Consider the following 19,155-nt stretch of genomic DNA (forward strand, 5'->3'; position numbering starts at 1 on the left):
TTATGGTTGGAAAAAGAATACTCTACATAAATGGAGACGGTATAGGCCCAGAATTAGTTACCTATGCCCGCAGAATAGTTGATATGCTCGTTAGTGTTGATTGGGTTGAAGGTGAAGCTGGATATTCTACTTTTAAAAAATATGGAGACCCTTTACCCCCCCACACCGTACAAGCCGCCCAGGAATGCGATGCAATTCTTTTTTGTGCCGTGACTACCCCCCCACACATACCCAACTATAAAAGTGCTATCGTCACATTAAGAAAAGAGCTGGACTTATACGCAAACCTACGTCCTTTTTTTTCACTGCCCAATGTTCCATGTATACGCCCTGACTTACGCTTTGCAATAGTAAGGGAAAATACTGAAGGTTTCTACAGTGGCATTGAGGAAGGAGACGATGAAAAGGCAACATCACTACGCATAATAACAAAAAAAGGTAGCGAACGGATAATTAGATTTGCATTCGAATACGCAAAAAAAGAAGGGTTTTCAAAAGTTACATTGCTTCACAAAGCATCAATATTCAGAAAAACAGATGGACTATTTCTATCTTGTGGAAATAAAATTGCAGAAGAATACAAAGACAGACTTGACTTTGAAGATGCCCTTATAGACTCCGCAGCAATGAGGCTTATCCTGTCCCCTTACGATTTTCAAGTTATTGTTACTACAAATTTGTTTGGAGATATATTATCAGACGAGGCTTCAGCACTTGTGGGAGGACTGGGTGTTGCTCCCTCTGGAAACTACGGAGAAAAAATTGCGCTTTTTGAACCTATCCACGGTTCTGCTCCAAAATATGCAGGTAAAGACTACGTAAATCCTACAGGAATGCTTCTTTCAGCATCTATGATGCTAAAATATCTTGGTTTTAAAAAAGAGGCAAAAAAACTCGAGGAGGCAATATCAAAAACATACCTCAAAAACATAAAGACCAAGGATGTAGGTGGAAATTCAAAAACAAGCGAATTTATCTATGCTGTAGAAAGAAACATAGAATAACAATTTTTGTATTTTTTGTTAAATTTTTAACAATAGTATTATTTAGACATGCACAATAAATAAACACACAAAAATCTACCGGGTTGATATTATGGCCGATTGTCCAGAATGCGCAGGAACAATAGAAATCAAAGAAGGCACAGAACTAGGCGAAATACTTCAATGTCCAGATTGTGGTTCAAGGCTTGAAGTAAGAAGCATAAATCCGATACAGCTTGAAAGAGCTCCTGAAATCCAAGAGGACTGGGGCGAATGACTTGGTATGCGCTCTTATTTATACCATCCTTACTCCAGAAAATAAACTCTTGATTGAAGAGGGAAAAAAACAGGGTCTGGAGTTCGAGCGTATAAATGACAACCAAGCTATACTTCAACTTACTCAACAGCCAACCACAGTGCCTGAAACAATACTTCAACGTTCAAGTTCATTTACAAGGACCCTTTACCTAACTCATTACTTTGAGACTCATGGCTCTTGGGTAGTGAACACTTTCTTTTCACAACAGGTATGTGGTGATAAAGCATATTGCTCCACCCTTCTTGCAAAGGCCGGAGTCCCCACTCCTCGCACTTTTCTGGCATTTAGCCAAGAAAGCGCAATGAAAGCGATAGATAATCTTGGCTACCCCTGCGTAATAAAGCCTACCATTGGTTCGTGGGCAAGACTTGTACATCGGATAAACGACCGGGATGCAGCAGAAGCAGTTCTCGAATGCCGAGAGGTGATGGGATCTGCGTGGCAGCAGATTTACTATGTGCAAGAACACATCAACAAACCCGGACGAGACATACGTGCATTTGTTGTTGGCGATGAAGTCATCTGCGCTATTTATAGAATATCAACAGAAAAATCAGGATGGGTAACTAACACAGGGCGTGGTGGAAAAGCTGAAAATTGCCCCCTTACTGATGAGCTGGAAGAAATATGTCTCAAAGCAGTAGGAATTTTGGACGAAGGTATATACGGCATTGATATCATGGAAACAGACGCTGGATATGTAGTACATGAAATAAATCACACCACTGAGTTTAGAAACTCCATTGCACCGACAGGTGTAAACATAGCTGAAAAAATGATTTCCTGGATTAAACAAAAATCAAAACAGTGAAGATAAATGGAAAAGATACGTGCATCCATAATCGGAGCATCAGGCTATACTGGTGGAGAGCTGACAAGATTACTAATCATGCATCCATTCATTGAAATAAAAAGCCTCACCTCTGAAAGATTCAAAGGCGTACCTATAACAAAATTAAATCCAAATCTGCGTTCCTTTACAAAAGCGACCTTTGTCTCCGCAAGAGAAGTCAACCCTGAGGAGAACGATGTAATATTCCTCTGTGTCCCACACGAAAAATCTCAAGATTACGTTGCAGAGTATATTACTTCCCCACACCTAAAGATAATTGACCTTTCCGCTGACTTTCGCCTTCGCGACAAATCAGAATACGAACGTTACTATTCAACGCACAAATATCCCGAACTCCTCAAATATGCCGCATACGGGCTTCCCGAAATACATAGAGAAGAAATAAAAAGGTCAAGACTTATTGGCTGTGCCGGCTGTCTACCGACAAGTGCAATTCTTTGTATTTACCCTCTAGTTAAGGCAGGTGTTATCGATCTAGATCACATAGTTATAGACAGCAAGATAGGCTCATCAGCCGCAGGTGCAAGCTTTGATATATCCACTCACCATCCTGAACGGCAGGGAGTCGTGAGGGCGTATAAACCATCGGGTCATCGCCATATAGCTGAAATAGAACAGGAGCTTTCACAAGCCGCTGGAAAGAAGATCAATGTTTCCTTTTCTCCTCATGCAGTCGAAATGGTTCGCGGAATCTTTACAACAGTACACGCATTTCTTAACCAGAAATTAACTGATACGGACCTATGGAGATTATATAGAACCTTCTATTCTTCTTGTCCGTTTATAAGATTAGTAAAAGATAAGGAGACTCTTCATCGTTATCCAGAACCAAAGGCAGTTGCAGGCACAAATTTTGCAGACATAGGATGGGAGATTGATGAGCATGCAAACAGAATAGTCCTAATGGAGGCAATAGACAATCTTGTAAAAGGCAGTGGTGGCCAGGCAGTACAATGCATGAACATAATGTTCAACCTTGATGAAAAAACAGGTTTGTGGTACCCCGGCTTCCATCCCTACTAGCCTATGATGAACTTATCAGATAGACCCTCAAAAGGTTTTTTTATGGATGAACGGCCAACACTCATTGTTAAAATCGGAGGAAGCGTTGCGGATTCACTACAAAACGTAGCAAAAGACATCGCAACTTTAACCTCTATCTACACAATAATAATAGTACACGGATGCAGCGCTCAAATGAACGAGCTTTGCAGAAAGATGGGTTTAACTCCAAAATTTATAACTTCACCATCAGGATTCAAATCACGATATACGGATGCAGAAACTTTAGTTGTGTATAATCTCGCGGTTTGTGTTGCCAGTACGAACGTAATTCTTGCTCTTAGAAGAGAAGGGGTAAATGCAGTGAGACTAAACGGTCTTGATGGCGCATCAATTATTGCAAAGCAAAAAATAGTGTATCACATAGACGAACAAGGAAAGGAAAAGCTAATAAGAGATGACTTCACTGGAAAAATAGAAAAGATAAACATACAGCTTCTAACTTTGCTTCTTAAAAATAACTACGTTCCAGTAATCGGGGCCCTTGCAATCGGAGAGAATAACCAGCCCCTTAACGTCGATGGAGATAGATTGGCAGCTGCAATTGGAATAGCCACAAAAGGAAGCACTATCATTTCACTAACTGACGTAGATGGATACTATGAGGAAGGAACGATAGTTCCCTCACTAAGCTTAGAGGAGGTTTTCAAAGCAATAAAAAAAGCAGGCGGGGGAAGGGAAAGTGGAGGAATGAAAAAGAAACTGTACGCCTGCGCAGAAGCATTGCAAGGCGGAGTCAAAGAATTCATCATCGGTAACGGAAGACTCCAAAATCCGATATCTAATCTCCTGGCCGGTGCCGGGACACATTGTAGAATATAATCCAGTTTAAACTACTCGTGATATACTATGACGACAAAAGAAGAAATTATTAAGCGAGAAAAAAACGCCGAATTTTCTTGCTATATAAAACGCCCATTTGTAGCAGAGAGAGGAGAAGGTCATTATCTATACGACTCAGAGGGTAAGAGGTATCTAGATTGTGTGATGGGTCACGGAGTTGCTGGGTTGGGTCACTGCCACCCCAAGTTAGTACGGGCAATAGAGGAACAGGTAAAAAAGCTAATCTCTTGTCCGGAGGTTTTTCCCCTTCAACTCAGAGTTGAGTTTGAAGAACTCCTACTTTCTATTGCACCAGGAGAACGCCTCAAAAAAGGAAAAGTCTTTCTATGCAACTCCGGAACAGAATCTGTGGAAGGAGCAATAAAGCTTGCAAGGCTCAACACAAAAAGAAAAGGGTTTATTTGCACCATGAATGCTTTTCATGGAAGAAGCATAGGCGCACTCTCACTTACGTTCAATCCAAAATACCGTGAGCCGTTTGAGCCACTTCTTAGCACAATAAAAAGAGTAAGATTTGGAGATGCGCAAGCAGTTGAATCAGCAATTGACCAGGAGACAGCCGGTGTTATAGTTGAGCCTATACAGGGAGAGGGTGGAGTCAGAGTTGCACCCAACGGCTATCTTCAAGCCCTACGTGAGATATGCAACAGAAAAGGCGTGCTTCTAATTTTTGATGAAGTCCAAACCGGTTTTGGAAGGACAGGCAAGATGTTTGCTTGCGAGCATTGGGGCGTTTCCCCAGATATTCTCTGTCTTGCAAAGACAATAGCTGGCGGCTTTCCATGCGGTGCAATAATTGCACGAGATGGTCTTGACTTTGCTCCCCTTCAGCATGGGAGTACTTTTGGGGGAAACCCTCTTGCTTGCGCAGCAGGATTAGCCACAATAAAAACAATAAAAGAAGAGCACCTCTGCGAAAATGCCTTTTCTGTGGGGTCATATTTTATTTCCCGCCTCAACGAGGTTAAGTCAAAAGTTCCTATTATAAGAGAGGTTAGGGGGATGGGACTTATGATTGCAATTGAACTAAAAAAACCAAGCAGAGATTACATATTAAAGTTAATGGACCATGGCGTTCTTGCACTTCCGGCAGGCGATATGGTCGTTAGGTTCCTCCCACCCCTTTCATTTACGAAGGAACACGTTGATGAAGTTATAATAGCTCTTGAAAAGGCGCTTCAATGAATCACACGGACGAATCAGCAAGAGAATTTCTCTATTCATTAGTCAACACACAAAGTTTTTCCGGGCATGAACAAGCAGCAGCAAATCTTTGCAAAGAAAGAATGATCGAGCTTGGATACAGCTACGTAAAGATAGATAGTGCTGGAAATGTAATTGGTGCAAACTACGATTACAATAAATACCCTTATCCGGATATTCTCCTCTTCTCCCATCTTGATACTGTCAGCGGTTTCTGGGAAGCTAGAAAATCCAGAGAAGGAATTTCAGGGAGAGGAGTCGTTGACGCAAAAGGATGCCTTGCGTCCATACTAGAAGCAGGGATACATTCCCCCTCTGACGTTAAGGTCGTCGTTGCAGGCGTAGTGGAAGAGGAAGCGCCAACTTCAAAGGGAATACGCCATCTTCTTAGTTATCTACAACCAAAAATGGCTCTAAACGGTGAGCCTTCTGGATGTAGTGGCGTAATCATTGCATACAAGGGCAGGATAGTTATAAATTGTAGGGCGGATGGTGAAGAGGCTCATGCCGGCATTAGTACAGAGAATCCGATAGAAAAAATGGTATCCTACTATCAAAATCTACGACCCCATTTCCCAAAGAAAAATACCTTTGACTCTGTCGTGTTTAACGTTACTCATATAGACTATGGACGAGTAGATAAACTAAACGTCATACCTGGCTATTTAGACTTCTACATGGATGTAAGAGTTCCCCCAACAAAGAATCCAGAAGAAATAATCGCCCTGTTTAGGTCGCTTGCACCTAAAGGAATCAAAATAAATATAAAAGAAAAGCTTTTTGGGTGTGAGATTAACCAATCACACCCACTAGTTCGCAAACTGGTCCTCGCAATTCGCTCCACTAATCTAACACCAAAATATATCAAAAAACTTGGGAGTGCAGATATGAATATAACCATGGCAGAGGGTATTCCTACAGTTGCCTACGGTCCAGGAGATGCTCGTCTTGATCATACAAACAAGGAATTTCTCAGTTGGAAAGATTATGATACCGCAATTGCTGTACTAAAAAATTTTTTGTCAAATCTTACTTCTTCTCATTAGCTTTTTCATTCTTTTTTGTATACATTTCAACAGCCATTGCCGATATCTCCCTAGCTTCGTAGGCATATGCAGAAACAAAGACAACGAAAAGTATACTTACAACAGTTAAAATGAAAAGTCTTCCTTTCAATTTCTCCTCGAAAACCATGAGGCACAAAAGCAAAAAGATAAGCATACTTATTAATAAGTGTGGCTTAAAAGGACTAACTATCAGTGGTCGCATAGAAGTTTTTTATAAAAAATAATTTTTAAAGCATTTTGTCTTTCAAAAATCTTTTATGGTTTTTTTTTAATTTTTAAAAAAGAATTTGTCTGTCATTTTAAAAACTATAAAAATGCGCTGTTACATACGTATTCCTATATATTTTTTCCAATCCAAAACCCAAAATACAAAAATATCACTCCTACAACCACTAAGCCATAATCTCCTGCAATTAGCATGCCTTCATCCATTCGAAATAATCCTGCACTCGGAAAATATCCTTCATTTCCCAAGAACGATTCAAATAAAATAGAGCCGGACTTTATCCTCTCCCTCTTTTCGTTAACAACTTCTCCATCCATCCCAACTATTTTGAAATTTCCGTTTTTTGCATCCCCCACAATACTTGCAGTTTTTTCTTTTGTAATGATTGAAAAATTAAAATATCTGTCTTTAAAAAAGTCATTCGTAACCACAATAGAGATGTTGCTCTTTCCTCTCTCAAAATAGACTTCCTTCTTTATCATATAAAGATAAGAAAATGAAGAATTTTCTCCAAGGACAGCTAATGGCTGTGAGAAAGCTTCCTTCCACAAGATTCCTTCAGCCTCTTGGAAGCTCTCGTTTTCAATTCTAACACGCCATACTCCAAAGTTATCAGAACGGTTATGAAATTTATGCATCTGTCTGAATGCAATCACTCCATCATCTTTTAATACCATTATCCTTTGGAGCTTCTGTCGAGAAAAAATAAAAATTTCTAAAACGTTCCTGCCAACGACATTCTCAAGAAGACTCGGCCCAAAAACAAAATAATCAAGCTTTTCGGCTTCGACCTCAAAGCTTCTTCGGTCACTTACGAATTTCTCAAACGTTTTTATTCTCCCCGACTCATAGCGCTCACACTTGCAAGAGCCTTCTTCATCACAGCGATACTTGTAGCCTTGTTCAGTCTCATCGTAATCAAAGTAAATAGTTCCATTCAGAGTTACTTCAATCTTATTCTTGCGCGCAGCTGTACTGTTCTCTTCCTTTTCAATGTCAGCTTCAAGTTCATCCTTTGAGAAAGGAACTGAAATAATAGGGCCTGTGACATCAACAAGCCGCTCAACCCTAAGGAACCTGAATGTAGCCTTAAGGCTGTTCCTAACCCCTCTTTCACTTAGAGTAACGCGTGTTGGTTGGCAAGGCGAATTTGGGATCACTTTTTCTATATTGCCGGCGTGTTTCTCGCCCCACCCAACCAGAATAAAAGTGCTCTCTCCACTATTAATTCTTCCGTCAACTTCCGGCATAGCTGAAAGAACCTTTGCTTCTGAAAAAACCACCGGGTCATCAAAAGAAGGAGTCCTCTCTTCAATACCACCAAAATTCTCACTATAATGCCAAAACGTTTGCGCAATTTCCATATTTTTGTTGGCTATTTCATGCACGACATCTCCAAAACTAGCCATGCAAAAAAGCTCCGCTAGAAAAAAAGAAAGAACCAAAAACGCCTTAAAGAAGCGATATACTCCTCCCATCTCTAACTAACCTTACTCCTCTATCTTCCATTACTTTTCCGATAACGTCAGAACCGATTCCTTTTCTTTTTGCAATTTTTATTACACTCTCTGCTTCGTCAGGAGGACAAATAACACAAAAGCCGATTCCACAATTAAACGTTCTATACATCTCATAATCGTTCTTCCCTAACTTCTCATATAACTCTCTAAAAATACCACCCAATTCAGGCATATTGTCAAGCACGAATCCACCACCAAAATGACGAGATAAGCGAGTAAGCTTTGAAAATGCGCCACCAGTTATGTGTGCAAGTCCATTGATCTTGCACTTCAAACTCATCTCACGGATAGCACTTACGTATATGCGCGTTGGCTTAAGCATTTCCTCTTCCCATCCTTTTCCTAATAGCTTTCTTGCAAGCGTGTAGCCATTAGAATGCAAACCACTTGACTCAAGTCCAACTATCACATCACCTCTCCTAATCTTGCTTCCATCAATCACTTCTTTTTCAACAACACCTACACACGTAGCCTCAATGTCAAAGCCATTTATTATATCGGAAAGTATTGCCGTCTCTCCACCAACAATTACACAACCAGCTTCACGTGCGCCCTTTGCAAGTCCCTTTATCAACTCCAAAACAAGCTTATCATCCTGCTTTTGGAGCGCTATGTAGTCTACTATAGCAACTGGCCTAGCCCCTACACAGATGATGTCGTTTGCAACCATTGCGACACAGTCAATACCAACAGTATCAAATCTATTTAGGCTTCGCGCAACGAGAATCTTGCTTCCAACACCGTCGTTTGTGACGGCTATTTTTTCTTTTCCAATCACTAAAATTCCAGCATAATGGCCAAAAAGCCCATAGCTGAATTCGTTTTCTGTTGATCTGACTATCTTCTCTATTAGCTCATGGATCTTTGCAGCCTTTTTGATATCGATGCCGACGTCTCTGTACTTGACCATCGCAGATATTCAGGAAGTATACCTTTAAAATTTTCAACCATGATGTAAATACATGCGTAAACTCTCTTTTTTTCTGGTCTTTTTTTTATTTCTCTTTTCTTTTCCACGGGCTCAGATTGAAAACATATCAAATGCTCTAACTGACCTATGTTCTTTTATATCCAACCTCCTTCCTACAATTTCAATGATTATGGTGATAGGAGCAGGTTTGGTTTATGCAGGCGGCCAGCTTATGGGTGCAGAAATGCGGGCCCGCTCGTCACTGTGGTCAACATCTTTATTAATGGGAGCTCTTATAGGAATCCTTATTTCAGTGATAGCTCCTGCAGTTCTTGAAACTATCTATGGCCAGCAGTGGAACTTATCGTGCCGTGGCGGTGCAGGAGGTGGAGGAGGCGGAGGAGGCGGAGGCCAGATGTTCTGCGGTGTCCAACCCTATGATCCAAATACCCATAGGTGCTGTTACAACAGCTTCGTTTGTCTAATAAATCAGAGATGTTGCCCAGAAGGTTGCAGACCACAAAATGCTCAATGTCAAGGTTTAGGAATAGGTTAATAAACGTCCAGAGTCCGAAGAAGAAATAAAAAACCTACACAAGACCTTCTAAGTGGTGGCAGACAAAAAGCAGAAATCCACAACAGGAGAGCTCTGTTATCTCATGTTGATTTAATCTTACTCCTCACTTTATCACTCAATAAGGTTTTGATGAGACCTCAAGAATTTATAGAAAACAAACCAACTATCAAGAAACTCGCAAACATCCTTGAGTCCTAAAAAATCTCATCCCTCTGCCGGCACAAATAAAACATTTACCTACAATACACACAATACCCACAATAAGCTAACAAAATCACCAGAGGCAAAATTAATAAACATCAAAGCGAAAAAGAATTATGGTAACTCGCATAGAGGTAGGACTCAAGGACCAGTCAAAGGACACTCGTGGTATATGGACAACGCAGAGAATACGCAATGACCTTGGCATAAATTCAGTTATTTCAGTTCGTACAGTCTCTGTGTATGTCATCGATGATGAGCTTACGAGAAGCGAAGCAGAACTTCTTGCAAAAAGTCTTTTTTGCGACTTAGTTGTTGAAAAATATTCCATATCCACCCCATTAAAATCAGACTTGCCATTTTCACATGCAATAGAAATAGGCTTTCTTCCAGGAGTAACAGATAATGTTGGTACAACCGCAAAGGAAGCCTGCGAAGACCTTCTTGGAAGGAAACTAAGGGGAGCAGTATATACCTCTACTCAATACTTCATCTCAGGGAGTATCTCTGATACTCAGGCACGCGAAATAGCGGTCAAGATTCTATCAAACCCCTTAATCGAGCGAGCAACTATAATACCTAGCAGAGAGTGGGACATCAAAAAAGGATTTCCCATAACAATTCCAAAAGTCGTCCTCTCGCAGACCCCAAACGTAGAGGAGATAGATATAAACGTTCCGTCCGATGAGCTTTTGCTCCTTTCTCAAAAGAGATGTCTTGCTCTTTCATCTGAGGAATGGACCGCCATAAAGAAATATTATAACGACCAGAGGACTCAGGAATTACGAAGAAAATACGGCTTATCTCTCAAACCAACTGATGTTGAAATTGAGGCAATTGCCCAGACTTGGTCGGAGCACTGCAAACACAAAATATTCAACGCACTGATAGAATACAAAGACGAAAATGGCAGGGTAGAAAAAATAAATTCACTTTTCAACACATATATCCGTTCATCAACTGAAGAAGTCTCTAAACACGCCGATTGGCTTGTATCTGTGTTTTCAGATAATGCAGGAATAATAAAGTTTACTGACAGCTACAATGCTGCATTTAAGGTTGAAACTCACAATGCTCCTTCAGCTCTTGACCCTTACGGCGGTGCTCTTACTGGAATAGTTGGTGTCAACCGTGACGTTATTGGTGCAGGGTTGGGTGCTCAGCTTTCCTTCAACACAGACGTTTTTTGCTTTGCTCCACCTGACACTCCACCAAACAAGATTCCAGCCGGAGTGCTACATCCAAAAAGAATCTTTGAAGGAGTGCGAAGGGGGGTTGAGCATGGAGGAAATAAGATGGGCGTCCCAACGATAAATGGTTGTATAGTTTTTGATGAGCGCTATATTGCAAGGCCACTTGTATATTGCGGAACCGGGGGGATTATGCCCTCAACTATAATGGGAAAAAAAACCCATCAAAAGGAGATAAAGGACGGTTACCTTGCAGTCATGGTCGGAGGAAGAATAGGAAAAGATGGGATACACGGAGCTACTTTTTCATCAGTCCATCTTGACAAGGAAGCTCCACCTACTGCAGTGCAGATAGGCGACCCCATAACTCAGAGAAAGATGTACGATTTTCTTATGGAAGCAAGGGATAAAGGACTATATACTGCAATAACAGACAACGGAGCCGGTGGTCTCTCGTCATCTATAGGCGAACTTGCGCAACTATCAGGAGGATGCGAAATTGAACTTGAGAAAGCACCCCTAAAATATCCTGGATTGAAGCCGTGGGAGATTCTCCTTTCAGAGTCCCAAGAGAGAATGACCGTTGCAGTCCCCCCAGAAAAAATTTCAGACTTCCTCTCTCTGTCAAAAAAGAGATCTGTTGAATCAACAGTTGTTGGAAAATTTACAAACACAGGATTCTTCCATGTGAAGTATGGAAGCAAAACCGTCGGCCTCTTATCCATGGACTTTTTGCATAAAGGCGTTCCACAAATGAAACTCAGAGCCGAGTGGAAAAAGAAAGAAAGCCCTCATCCTACACTCCCAGAACCCCAAAATCTTCTGGAGGAGCTTCTTGAGCTTCTTTCCTCATACAATATATGTTCCAAAGAATACGTGATTAGACAGTATGACCACGAAGTAGGGGGAGGCCTGTGTATAAAGCCTCTCACGGGTGCAGAAAACGACGGACCATCAGACGCCGGAGTTATAAAACCCCTCCTCAACGAGAAAGCCGGATTGGTTGTAGGAAATGGTATATGCCCGCGATACTCTGATATAGACCCCTACTGGATGGCAGCCTGTGCCTTTGACGAAGCAATTAGAAACGTGGTTGCAACAGGTGCAGATCCATCAAGAATTGCGATTTTAGATAATTTCTGCTGGCCTGATCCAGTGGAATCAGAAGAAAATCCAGACGGTAAAGAGAAGCTCGGGGCATTAGTTAGAGCTTGCAAAGCTCTATACGACTGTGTAATAGCTTATTCAGCACCCTGTATATCCGGAAAAGATAGTATGAAAAACGACTTTTTGGTTGGCAAAAAAAGAATATCTATCCCTCCAACACTCCTTTTTACAAGCATAGGTTTCATTCCAGATGTAGAAAAGGCCATTACAATAGATTTCAAGTCTTCTGGAAATCCAATTTATCTTTTGGGTCAAACAAAAGACGAACTTGGTTCAAGTCAATACTTTTCTTTAAAAGGTGTTTTTGGGGGAACCGTTCCAAGGACAGATGCAAAGAAATTTTCAAATCAATACTTTTTGCTTTATAAGGCAATATGTTCGGGGTCGGTCCTATCATCACACGACTGCTCAGATGGAGGGCTTGGAGTTACTCTATCAGAAAGTGCTTTTTCAGGAAAGATAGGCGCGGAAGTTGATTTGAGAAGGATAAATTACAAGGGACAGATGAGAGACGACTATATCCTTTTTTCAGAGAGCGCAGGGAGGATACTGATTGAAGTAAAAAAAGGTAAAGAGAAAGAATTTGAGAGGATAATGGGAAAAAGCGTCTCGTGTATAGGAACGACAACATCTCAACCGCAACTCAAAATCAGAGGTCTCAACGGAAAGGTAATCCTAGACGCAAGCTTAGAGGATCTAAAGAGCGCGTGGAAACGAACCCTCAATTGGTGAAATACAATGGAGAAGAAACCAAAAGTTGCAATCCTCTCTGGCTTTGGAATAAACTGCCAGATTGAAACAAGCCATGCATTTTCATTGGCAGGGGCAGAGGCAAAAATCATCCATCTAAACGACTTTCTTTGTGGCGAGGAACATTTCTCTAATTACCATTGCATTGCATTTCCCGGTGGATTTTCATTTGGAGATGACATTTCATCCGGAAAAGTTTATGGAAACAAGATAAGAACAAGGCTTTGGGACCAACTCCTTGAATTCATAGATGAAGAAAAGCTCATTATTGGAATATGCAATGGCTTTCAGACACTTGTAAAAATAGGTCTCCTTCCAAATATTTCAGGTACCTTTACCCAAGAAGCAACACTCTTCTCAAATGCCTCCGGAAGATTCGAAGACAGATGGGTCTATCTAACCGCAAATCCAAAAAGCAGGTGTATTTTTACTAAGGGGATAACCCGCCTTTATCTTCCAGTAAGACATGGAGAAGGCCAGTTCATAGTAGAAAAAAAAGAGATAAAGACTAAGCTGAAAGATGACGGATATATCTGTCTTCAATATACTGATTCAAAAGGCAATCTGGCACCTTATCCGTCCAACCCCAACGGTTCGGAGGAAAATATAGCAGGAATATGTGACAAAACAGGGAGAATCTTCGGCCTTATGCCTCATCCGGAATGTCATATCTTTTTTCATCACCATCCAAGATGGACTCGTGGAGAGGGAGGAAGAGAAATTATGGGAATCAACATATTTGAAAATGCAGTAAGATACATGAAAGGTGAGCTATTGTGAATCCTAAAAGCCAATTACAAAGAGTCCCACTAAAAGAGCTCAACGAAGAGCTAGACCCATATTCACGTAGAGAAGGAAAACGCGAAGCATGCGGTATCTTTGGTATATATTCAAAGATAGGTCACCCAGTTTCGTTTAGAATATACAATGGCCTCTCAATGCTCCAACACCGAGGTCAGGATTCAGCAGGAATTGCCACAAGCAATGGAAGCAAGATATTTGTAAAGACAGGCCTTGGGTTAGTAGCCGATATATTTGACAGAAAAGCCATAGAAAGCTTGATTGGACATGTCGGAATAGGTCACACCCGATATCCAACAATCGGGGGGTGTACAAAAGAAGATGCACAACCCCAAATAATATCAAGCCCAAAAAGAGGCATGGCGCTTGCCCATAACGGCAATATTGCAAATTATTCTGAAATTTCTAGCGAGCTTGCCAAGAGCGGTAGAATGATATCCTCGGGGTGCGACGCAGAGATAATACTACATCTCTTTGCACTTGAATATGAAAAAACCCACAACTTTTTCTCTGCTGCGCGAAAATGCATGGAAAAGCTTGATGGTTCCTATTCTGCAGTTTTAGTAAGCGGTGAAGGAGACCTTGTAGTTTTCAGAGACCCCTACGGAATAAAGCCTCTTTGCTATGGAGAAGACAACGAGAAGATGATTTTTGCCTCAGAATCCGTTGCTCTGGACATTAATGAAGTAGAGCTATCTGGCTACGTCCAGCCTGGCGAAGTTGTCGTTGTAAATGAACACGGAATTAGCAGAAAAGTAGTTATGCCAAACAAGAAGCCGGCTCACTGCATGTTCGAATACGTTTATTTTGCAAGACCGGATTCAATTCTTGAATCCAGGCTAGTTTATGAGGTGCGGGTTGAGCTTGGCAGGCGGCTTGCAGAAGTGATGCCAGTAGATGCAGATGCAATTGTGCCTGTTCCAGATACGGCACGACCAGCCGCAATAGGATACTCCGAGCGTTCGGGAATACCTGTAGTTGAAGGACTACTAAAAAATCGTTATATTGGTCGAACATTCATCATGCCTTCGCAGGAAAAGAGAAATGAAGCTGTGAGGTTAAAACTAAATCCAGTGCGACATCTGATCAAGGACAAGGAGATAATAATGATTGATGATTCGATAGTCCGCGGAACAACTTGCGGGCCGATAGTAGCCCTCCTAAAAAAAGGCGGAGCAAAGAAAGTCCATGTTAGAATAACTTCTCCTCCAATCATAGCTCCATGTTTTTATGGAATTGACCTCCCGACTTACTCAGAATTGATAGCAGCAAATTACAATGTTGCCAAAATAGCAAAAAAGATAGGCGCAGATTCACTGGCCTATCTGCCAATAGACGACTTAGTTTCTGCAATCGGACTCGGAGACCGCCTATGCCTTGGTTGCATAACAGACAAATATCCTACAAAAACCGCCGAAAAGCTTTCAAAAAAGCTAAAAGCTCATGGCGGGAAACTAAAGGGTTGCAGAATATGGGAGGGAGAGTAGAATTGTTCCTTGGCTGGCGGTTTGATGGTTAGGCAAAATTTTCTTTTGGTCGGTAACGGTGCAAGAGAACATGCAATAGCAGCAACCGTCTGCAAAAATAAAAACGTGAGGTTTTTTGCGTATATGGACGCGAAAAATCCAGGCATAGCTGCGCTTTGCGAACTATCTGGTGGGGAATACGCAATTGGAAACATCTGTAATGCAGCAGAAATAGCAGAATATGCAAAGTCCAGAGACATTTCATTGGCATTTTCATCGCCCGATGCCACACTTGAAGCAGGGGTATCAGATGCTTTAATCCAACGCGGCGTTACTTGTGCATCTCCAACAAGAGCAGCTTCGCAAATAGAGTGGGATAAATCATTTGCACGAGACCTTATGCAGAGATACTCTATCCCTGGAAATCCTAAATTTAAAGTATGTACGACCACCGAGGAAGCATTCTCTTTTATTGATTCTCTCGGAGGCAATGTTGCGGTAAAGCCATCAGGCTTAACCGGTGGAAAAGGCGTAAAGGTTGTTGGCGTACAACTAAATGGTCCAGAAGACGCAAAAGCATATGTTCAAGAAATATTTGATAAGGAGATAGGAGGCATCAAATCAGTAATTATTGAACAGAAGCTTAGTGGAGAAGAATTTACGCTCCAGGCGTTCTCTGACGGTATAACTCTTTATCCTATGCCCCTTGTTCAAGACCATAAGCTAGCATTTGAAGGAGACACCGGCCCAAACACTGGCGGCATGGGTTCATATTCGGACTCAAATCATCTCCTTCCATTCATCTCCAAGGAAGAATACGAATACGCTGTTTCTATCATGCAAAAAACAATCCAGGCCCTCAGAAGTGAAAAAAACAGCTTTGTTGGGGTTTTGTATGGACAGTTTATGGCAACTCCAACAACCATAAATTTAGTAGAATTTAACGCAAGATTTGGAGACCCAGAAGCCCTAAATGTACTTGCCGTATTGAACGGCGATCTCTACTCAATATTTGAGTCAATGGCACACGGCAAGCTTCAAAACACAGCATTCTCATTTGAAAAAAAAGCAACCGTTTGCAAATATCTTGTACCGAAAGGCTATCCTGAAAAATCAGAATCCGACCAGCCAATACGCATAGATTGGAACTGCGTATACAATACAGGGGCAAAATTGTATTTTGCTTCTGTTTACGAAAAGGACAATATCATCTACACCAGAAAATCAAGGTCGATAGGTGTCCTTGCAGTTGCAGATTCGATTGCAAAAGCAGAGAAGTCAGCAGAATGGGCTTGTTCCTGTGTTTCAGGTCCTCTTCGTCACAGAGCAGATATCGGAACACAAGAGCTTATAAATAAAAAAATAGCTAGGATGAACCGCTTGAGAAGCCTCAAGGAAGAATCTATATAAACATCCAGATCAGGGCGAGGAAAAAGCTCATATAATTATCAGCTGCAAACACGTCCATGTATTAAAACAGCATAACCAAAGAGAAGAGCTGAAGTAGCAGCAATCAACCAACCACTAAAAAGATTCAAAAAGAAAAACAAAAAAGAAACATGTAAGTGCATATACACTATCCTATGTAAAAAGCCTATGTAAAAAGCGCGATGCGTTGGGTGATATCAGCACATGACAGATTACGAGAGTGAAAAGAAAAACGCAGCATTGCGTGCGCTATCCTATGTAAAAAGTGGAATGATCGTGGGTTTGGGAACAGGTACAACTGCAAAATATTTTATAGAAGCTCTTGGGGAGAAGATAAGGCTTGGAAAGCTGCGAAATATTTATGGAATATGCACGTCATTTGAGACACAAGAGATTGCACTTGACAACAGGATACCACTCGGTTCACTTGACAAAGTAAACAAAATAGATCTTGCAGTAGACGGTGCAGATGCAGTTGACTCAAACTTAAACTCAATTAAGGGTGGGGGAGGTGCGCTTGCAAGAGAAAAAATAATAGCTTACAACTCAAAAAAGTTTATCCTAATAATAGACGAATCCAAACTTAGAAAGACACTGACAAATGTCCGAGTTCCAATAGAAGTTATGCAATTTGCATATACCTTCCTTCTCAACAGATTTCGAGCTCTTGGATTTAGGGCTGAGGCACGAAAAGGAACAGGAAAGGCAGGTCCAGTGGTAACTGATAACGGAAACCTTCTAATTGACCTTCATATGAATATTGTAAATCCAAAAAAGACAGAACTCCAATTAAAAAATATACCGGGTGTGGTAGAAGTTGGAGTCTTTACACGCTGTGATCTTCTTATAGTAGGTAAGAAAGATGGCTACGTTGAGATTTTTCCAAAACATAAGCAGCCCTACATAAACAAACCACATAAGCAAGCTCTAAAATAATAACTCAAAATAATAAGATTATTAACTAATTTTGGATTTTTTCGGATTTTTTTTAATATAACTCTTATAAATTATAACTATAACTTTTTTTTGTTTGTTTTTAATACATTTTTTGTCTAATCTTTATGATTTTTTAAAAAAATATACTCCTAAATATATATAGCTATCAAGCCCCTAGCTATTCCTCGGTGTGTGAGAGTGAAAAAGTATTCGGATAAGTTGGAAAATATAGCAAGGCACATTATGAATAAAAACTTAAAAGAACTCATCCCTGAGACTTCCCCTCCAAGCCTGATAAGGAGATACTAACCAATTACATAAATATCCTTAAATGTCCTTATTCTTACACTAGGGATTACCATCTCTCTTTTCATTATTCCCATATACTCTAATACTCTAACATATAGTTATATAAGCTCCAACTACTTATAATTATGAACAGCTTAATTATAACACTCACCAACAAGAAAATTATGGGAGATAAACAAACGGACCAACCCAATCATAGACAGAGGTGCTTTGGAAAGTGAAACTAAGACCACATCCTCATAAAACACCACTAATCTTATATCACAGGTGTCCGATTAATACTTTCTATAACCGTTTTCTAAAGTGTCCTCAAAACGAAATTCAGTCCCACATATTGCATATCCCTAAGAATATAACAAGTAAGGATAATTTGGATCTCTCACAAAATCTAAAAACCGATCTTAAAGATGATGCCCACGTAGAAAATAGCACCAACATTCTTCCACTTTTTATAAAAAGTTGCAAAGAAGAGATAGTGGCTTTTCCTCAAAACGCAAAAAATAACCTTGAGAAATTTTGGCCCGTACTCATCCCAACACTCATAAGCTTTGCGACATCAATTATGCTCATAAACCACTTGATACCCAACATAAAAATCAAGTTATTCAAAGCTCAATCTTTAGAATGGCTTGACATCTCGATAAGAGCGCTCATGACAGGTACCGTCACGCACTTATTCAGTCAATGGTATTCGCAAACTGCTCTTCCTGCCTATATGCGTGCAGAGAAAGCATTTCGTAAAACGTTCACCCGCTCAGTGCTTCTGTGTTTTGCAATAGGCACTGCAGTTTCAGGTTTTGGAACTTACAACGCTATAAACCTCTTTCGTCTTCTTGCTGATGGTCCATCAAACTCCCCTCTAATTGCAGGGACAGCAATTTTTCTTGGCATCCAATTTGTCTGGATGCCCCTCTACTCATGGATTTATGGAAAACTAAGAGATTGGATTGTTGAGAAAAGAGTCACTCCTAATACAGATTCCGAAGAACGCAAGCGCCAACTAATAAATGCCCGCGTCAGCATGCTCAAAATATGGGCTTTCAGCGCACCTTTAGTTGCAGCTGCCTGTTATTCAATGGTTTTGCTTCCACACTACCTCAGCTATCCTCTTATAATGGCTGCAAGCTTTCTCAACGTTGTTTTACTAACAATAACTACTGAACAAAGGTGGTCGGTCTTACCTTCGCCACTCCAGAGCCTTGCAGACTCCATAATAAAACAATGGCCTTCTACACAACAGAAAAGTGAATTCGAAGAGCATAGGGACTAACCTCTACGTTTATATACTCCTTCTTCTTATCTATACATTCCGTATTCTTAAAACAAGCTATAAAGGTTGAGTTA

General features: G+C 40.8%; 17 protein-coding genes. 14 read left to right on the forward strand and 3 right to left on the reverse strand.

Annotated features, from left to right (window positions below; all coding sequences use genetic code 11):
* Positions 1 to 2: 2 nt before the first annotated feature.
* The 7 genes from QXF67_01145 to QXF67_01175 all read left to right on the forward strand — a co-directional run bounded on the left by QXF67_01145 (position 3) and on the right by QXF67_01175 (position 6,309).
* The gene (locus QXF67_01145; GenBank protein ID MEM3060122.1) at positions 3 to 1,004 is read left to right on the forward strand and encodes an isocitrate/isopropylmalate dehydrogenase family protein; all 1,002 of its coding nucleotides are present in this window, start codon (positions 3 to 5) and stop codon (positions 1,002 to 1,004) included.
* Positions 1,005 to 1,095: 91 nt separating this feature from the next.
* Positions 1,096 to 1,260, forward strand: coding sequence for a lysine biosynthesis protein LysW (gene lysW, locus QXF67_01150; protein MEM3060123.1), 165 nt, complete (start codon positions 1,096 to 1,098; stop codon positions 1,258 to 1,260).
* Position 1,261: 1 nt separating this feature from the next.
* Positions 1,262 to 2,113 carry a lysine biosynthesis protein LysX gene (gene lysX, locus QXF67_01155; GenBank protein MEM3060124.1) on the forward strand — a complete coding sequence of 284 codons (852 nt, stop codon included), beginning with the start codon at positions 1,262 to 1,264 and terminating at the stop codon, positions 2,111 to 2,113.
* A gap of 6 nt (positions 2,114 to 2,119) precedes the next feature.
* Positions 2,120 to 3,178 (forward strand): N-acetyl-gamma-glutamyl-phosphate reductase, encoded by a 1,059-nt coding sequence (gene argC, locus QXF67_01160; protein MEM3060125.1) that lies wholly within the window; start codon positions 2,120 to 2,122, stop codon positions 3,176 to 3,178.
* 42 nt (positions 3,179 to 3,220) lie between these two features.
* A complete protein-coding gene (locus QXF67_01165) occupies positions 3,221 to 4,039 on the forward strand; it encodes a [LysW]-aminoadipate kinase (protein MEM3060126.1) in 819 nt (272 codons plus the stop codon).
* 27 nt (positions 4,040 to 4,066) lie between these two features.
* Entirely contained in the window at positions 4,067 to 5,245 is a 1,179-nt protein-coding gene (locus QXF67_01170; protein MEM3060127.1) for an aspartate aminotransferase family protein, read from the forward strand.
* Positions 5,242 to 6,309, forward strand: coding sequence for a M20/M25/M40 family metallo-hydrolase (locus tag QXF67_01175; GenBank protein ID MEM3060128.1), 1,068 nt, complete (start codon positions 5,242 to 5,244; stop codon positions 6,307 to 6,309). Before QXF67_01170 ends, QXF67_01175 begins: the two co-directional genes overlap by 4 nt.
* Here the strand turns inward: QXF67_01175 and QXF67_01180 are convergent.
* The 3 genes from QXF67_01180 to purM form a co-directional block, all read right to left on the reverse strand.
* Complete coding sequence (locus QXF67_01180) at positions 6,293 to 6,532, reverse strand: hypothetical protein (GenBank protein ID MEM3060129.1); 240 nt, start codon at positions 6,530 to 6,532, stop codon at positions 6,293 to 6,295. The genes QXF67_01175 and QXF67_01180 overlap by 17 nt on opposite strands.
* Positions 6,533 to 6,666: 134 nt before the next feature.
* Entirely contained in the window at positions 6,667 to 7,965 is a 1,299-nt protein-coding gene (locus tag QXF67_01185; protein ID MEM3060130.1) for a hypothetical protein, read from the reverse strand.
* 43 nt (positions 7,966 to 8,008) lie between these two features.
* Positions 8,009 to 8,986: a phosphoribosylformylglycinamidine cyclo-ligase gene (gene purM, locus QXF67_01190; GenBank protein ID MEM3060131.1), complete on the reverse strand. Its 978-nt coding sequence runs from the start codon at positions 8,984 to 8,986 to the stop codon at positions 8,009 to 8,011.
* 52 nt (positions 8,987 to 9,038) lie between these two features.
* On the opposite strand from purM, the gene QXF67_01195 reads away from it, so the two are divergent.
* From QXF67_01195 to QXF67_01225, 7 genes are all read left to right on the forward strand, one after another.
* Complete coding sequence (locus tag QXF67_01195) at positions 9,039 to 9,542, forward strand: hypothetical protein (GenBank protein MEM3060132.1); 504 nt, start codon at positions 9,039 to 9,041, stop codon at positions 9,540 to 9,542.
* A gap of 338 nt (positions 9,543 to 9,880) precedes the next feature.
* Positions 9,881 to 12,853: an AIR synthase-related protein gene (locus QXF67_01200; protein MEM3060133.1), complete on the forward strand. Its 2,973-nt coding sequence runs from the start codon at positions 9,881 to 9,883 to the stop codon at positions 12,851 to 12,853.
* Positions 12,854 to 12,859: 6 nt separating this feature from the next.
* Positions 12,860 to 13,651 (forward strand): phosphoribosylformylglycinamidine synthase I, encoded by a 792-nt coding sequence (gene purQ, locus QXF67_01205; protein ID MEM3060134.1) that lies wholly within the window; start codon positions 12,860 to 12,862, stop codon positions 13,649 to 13,651.
* The gene (purF, locus tag QXF67_01210) at positions 13,648 to 15,159 is read left to right on the forward strand and encodes an amidophosphoribosyltransferase (protein ID MEM3060135.1); all 1,512 of its coding nucleotides are present in this window, start codon (positions 13,648 to 13,650) and stop codon (positions 15,157 to 15,159) included. Before purQ ends, purF begins: the two co-directional genes overlap by 4 nt.
* A gap of 24 nt (positions 15,160 to 15,183) precedes the next feature.
* Positions 15,184 to 16,548, forward strand: a complete 1,365-nt coding sequence (purD, locus tag QXF67_01215; GenBank protein MEM3060136.1) for a phosphoribosylamine--glycine ligase — start codon at positions 15,184 to 15,186, stop codon at positions 16,546 to 16,548.
* A 222-nt stretch (positions 16,549 to 16,770) separates the two neighbouring features.
* A complete protein-coding gene (gene rpiA / locus QXF67_01220; GenBank protein MEM3060137.1) occupies positions 16,771 to 17,502 on the forward strand; it encodes a ribose-5-phosphate isomerase RpiA in 732 nt (243 codons plus the stop codon).
* Between the two features lie 526 nt (positions 17,503 to 18,028).
* Positions 18,029 to 19,081, forward strand: a complete 1,053-nt coding sequence (locus tag QXF67_01225; protein MEM3060138.1) for a hypothetical protein — start codon at positions 18,029 to 18,031, stop codon at positions 19,079 to 19,081.
* The last annotated feature ends 74 nt before the right edge of the window (positions 19,082 to 19,155 follow it).

The organism is Candidatus Anstonellales archaeon, from assembly GCA_038869735.1.
Classification (GTDB): domain Archaea; phylum Micrarchaeota; class Micrarchaeia; order Anstonellales; family CG1-02-47-40; genus JAWCQO01.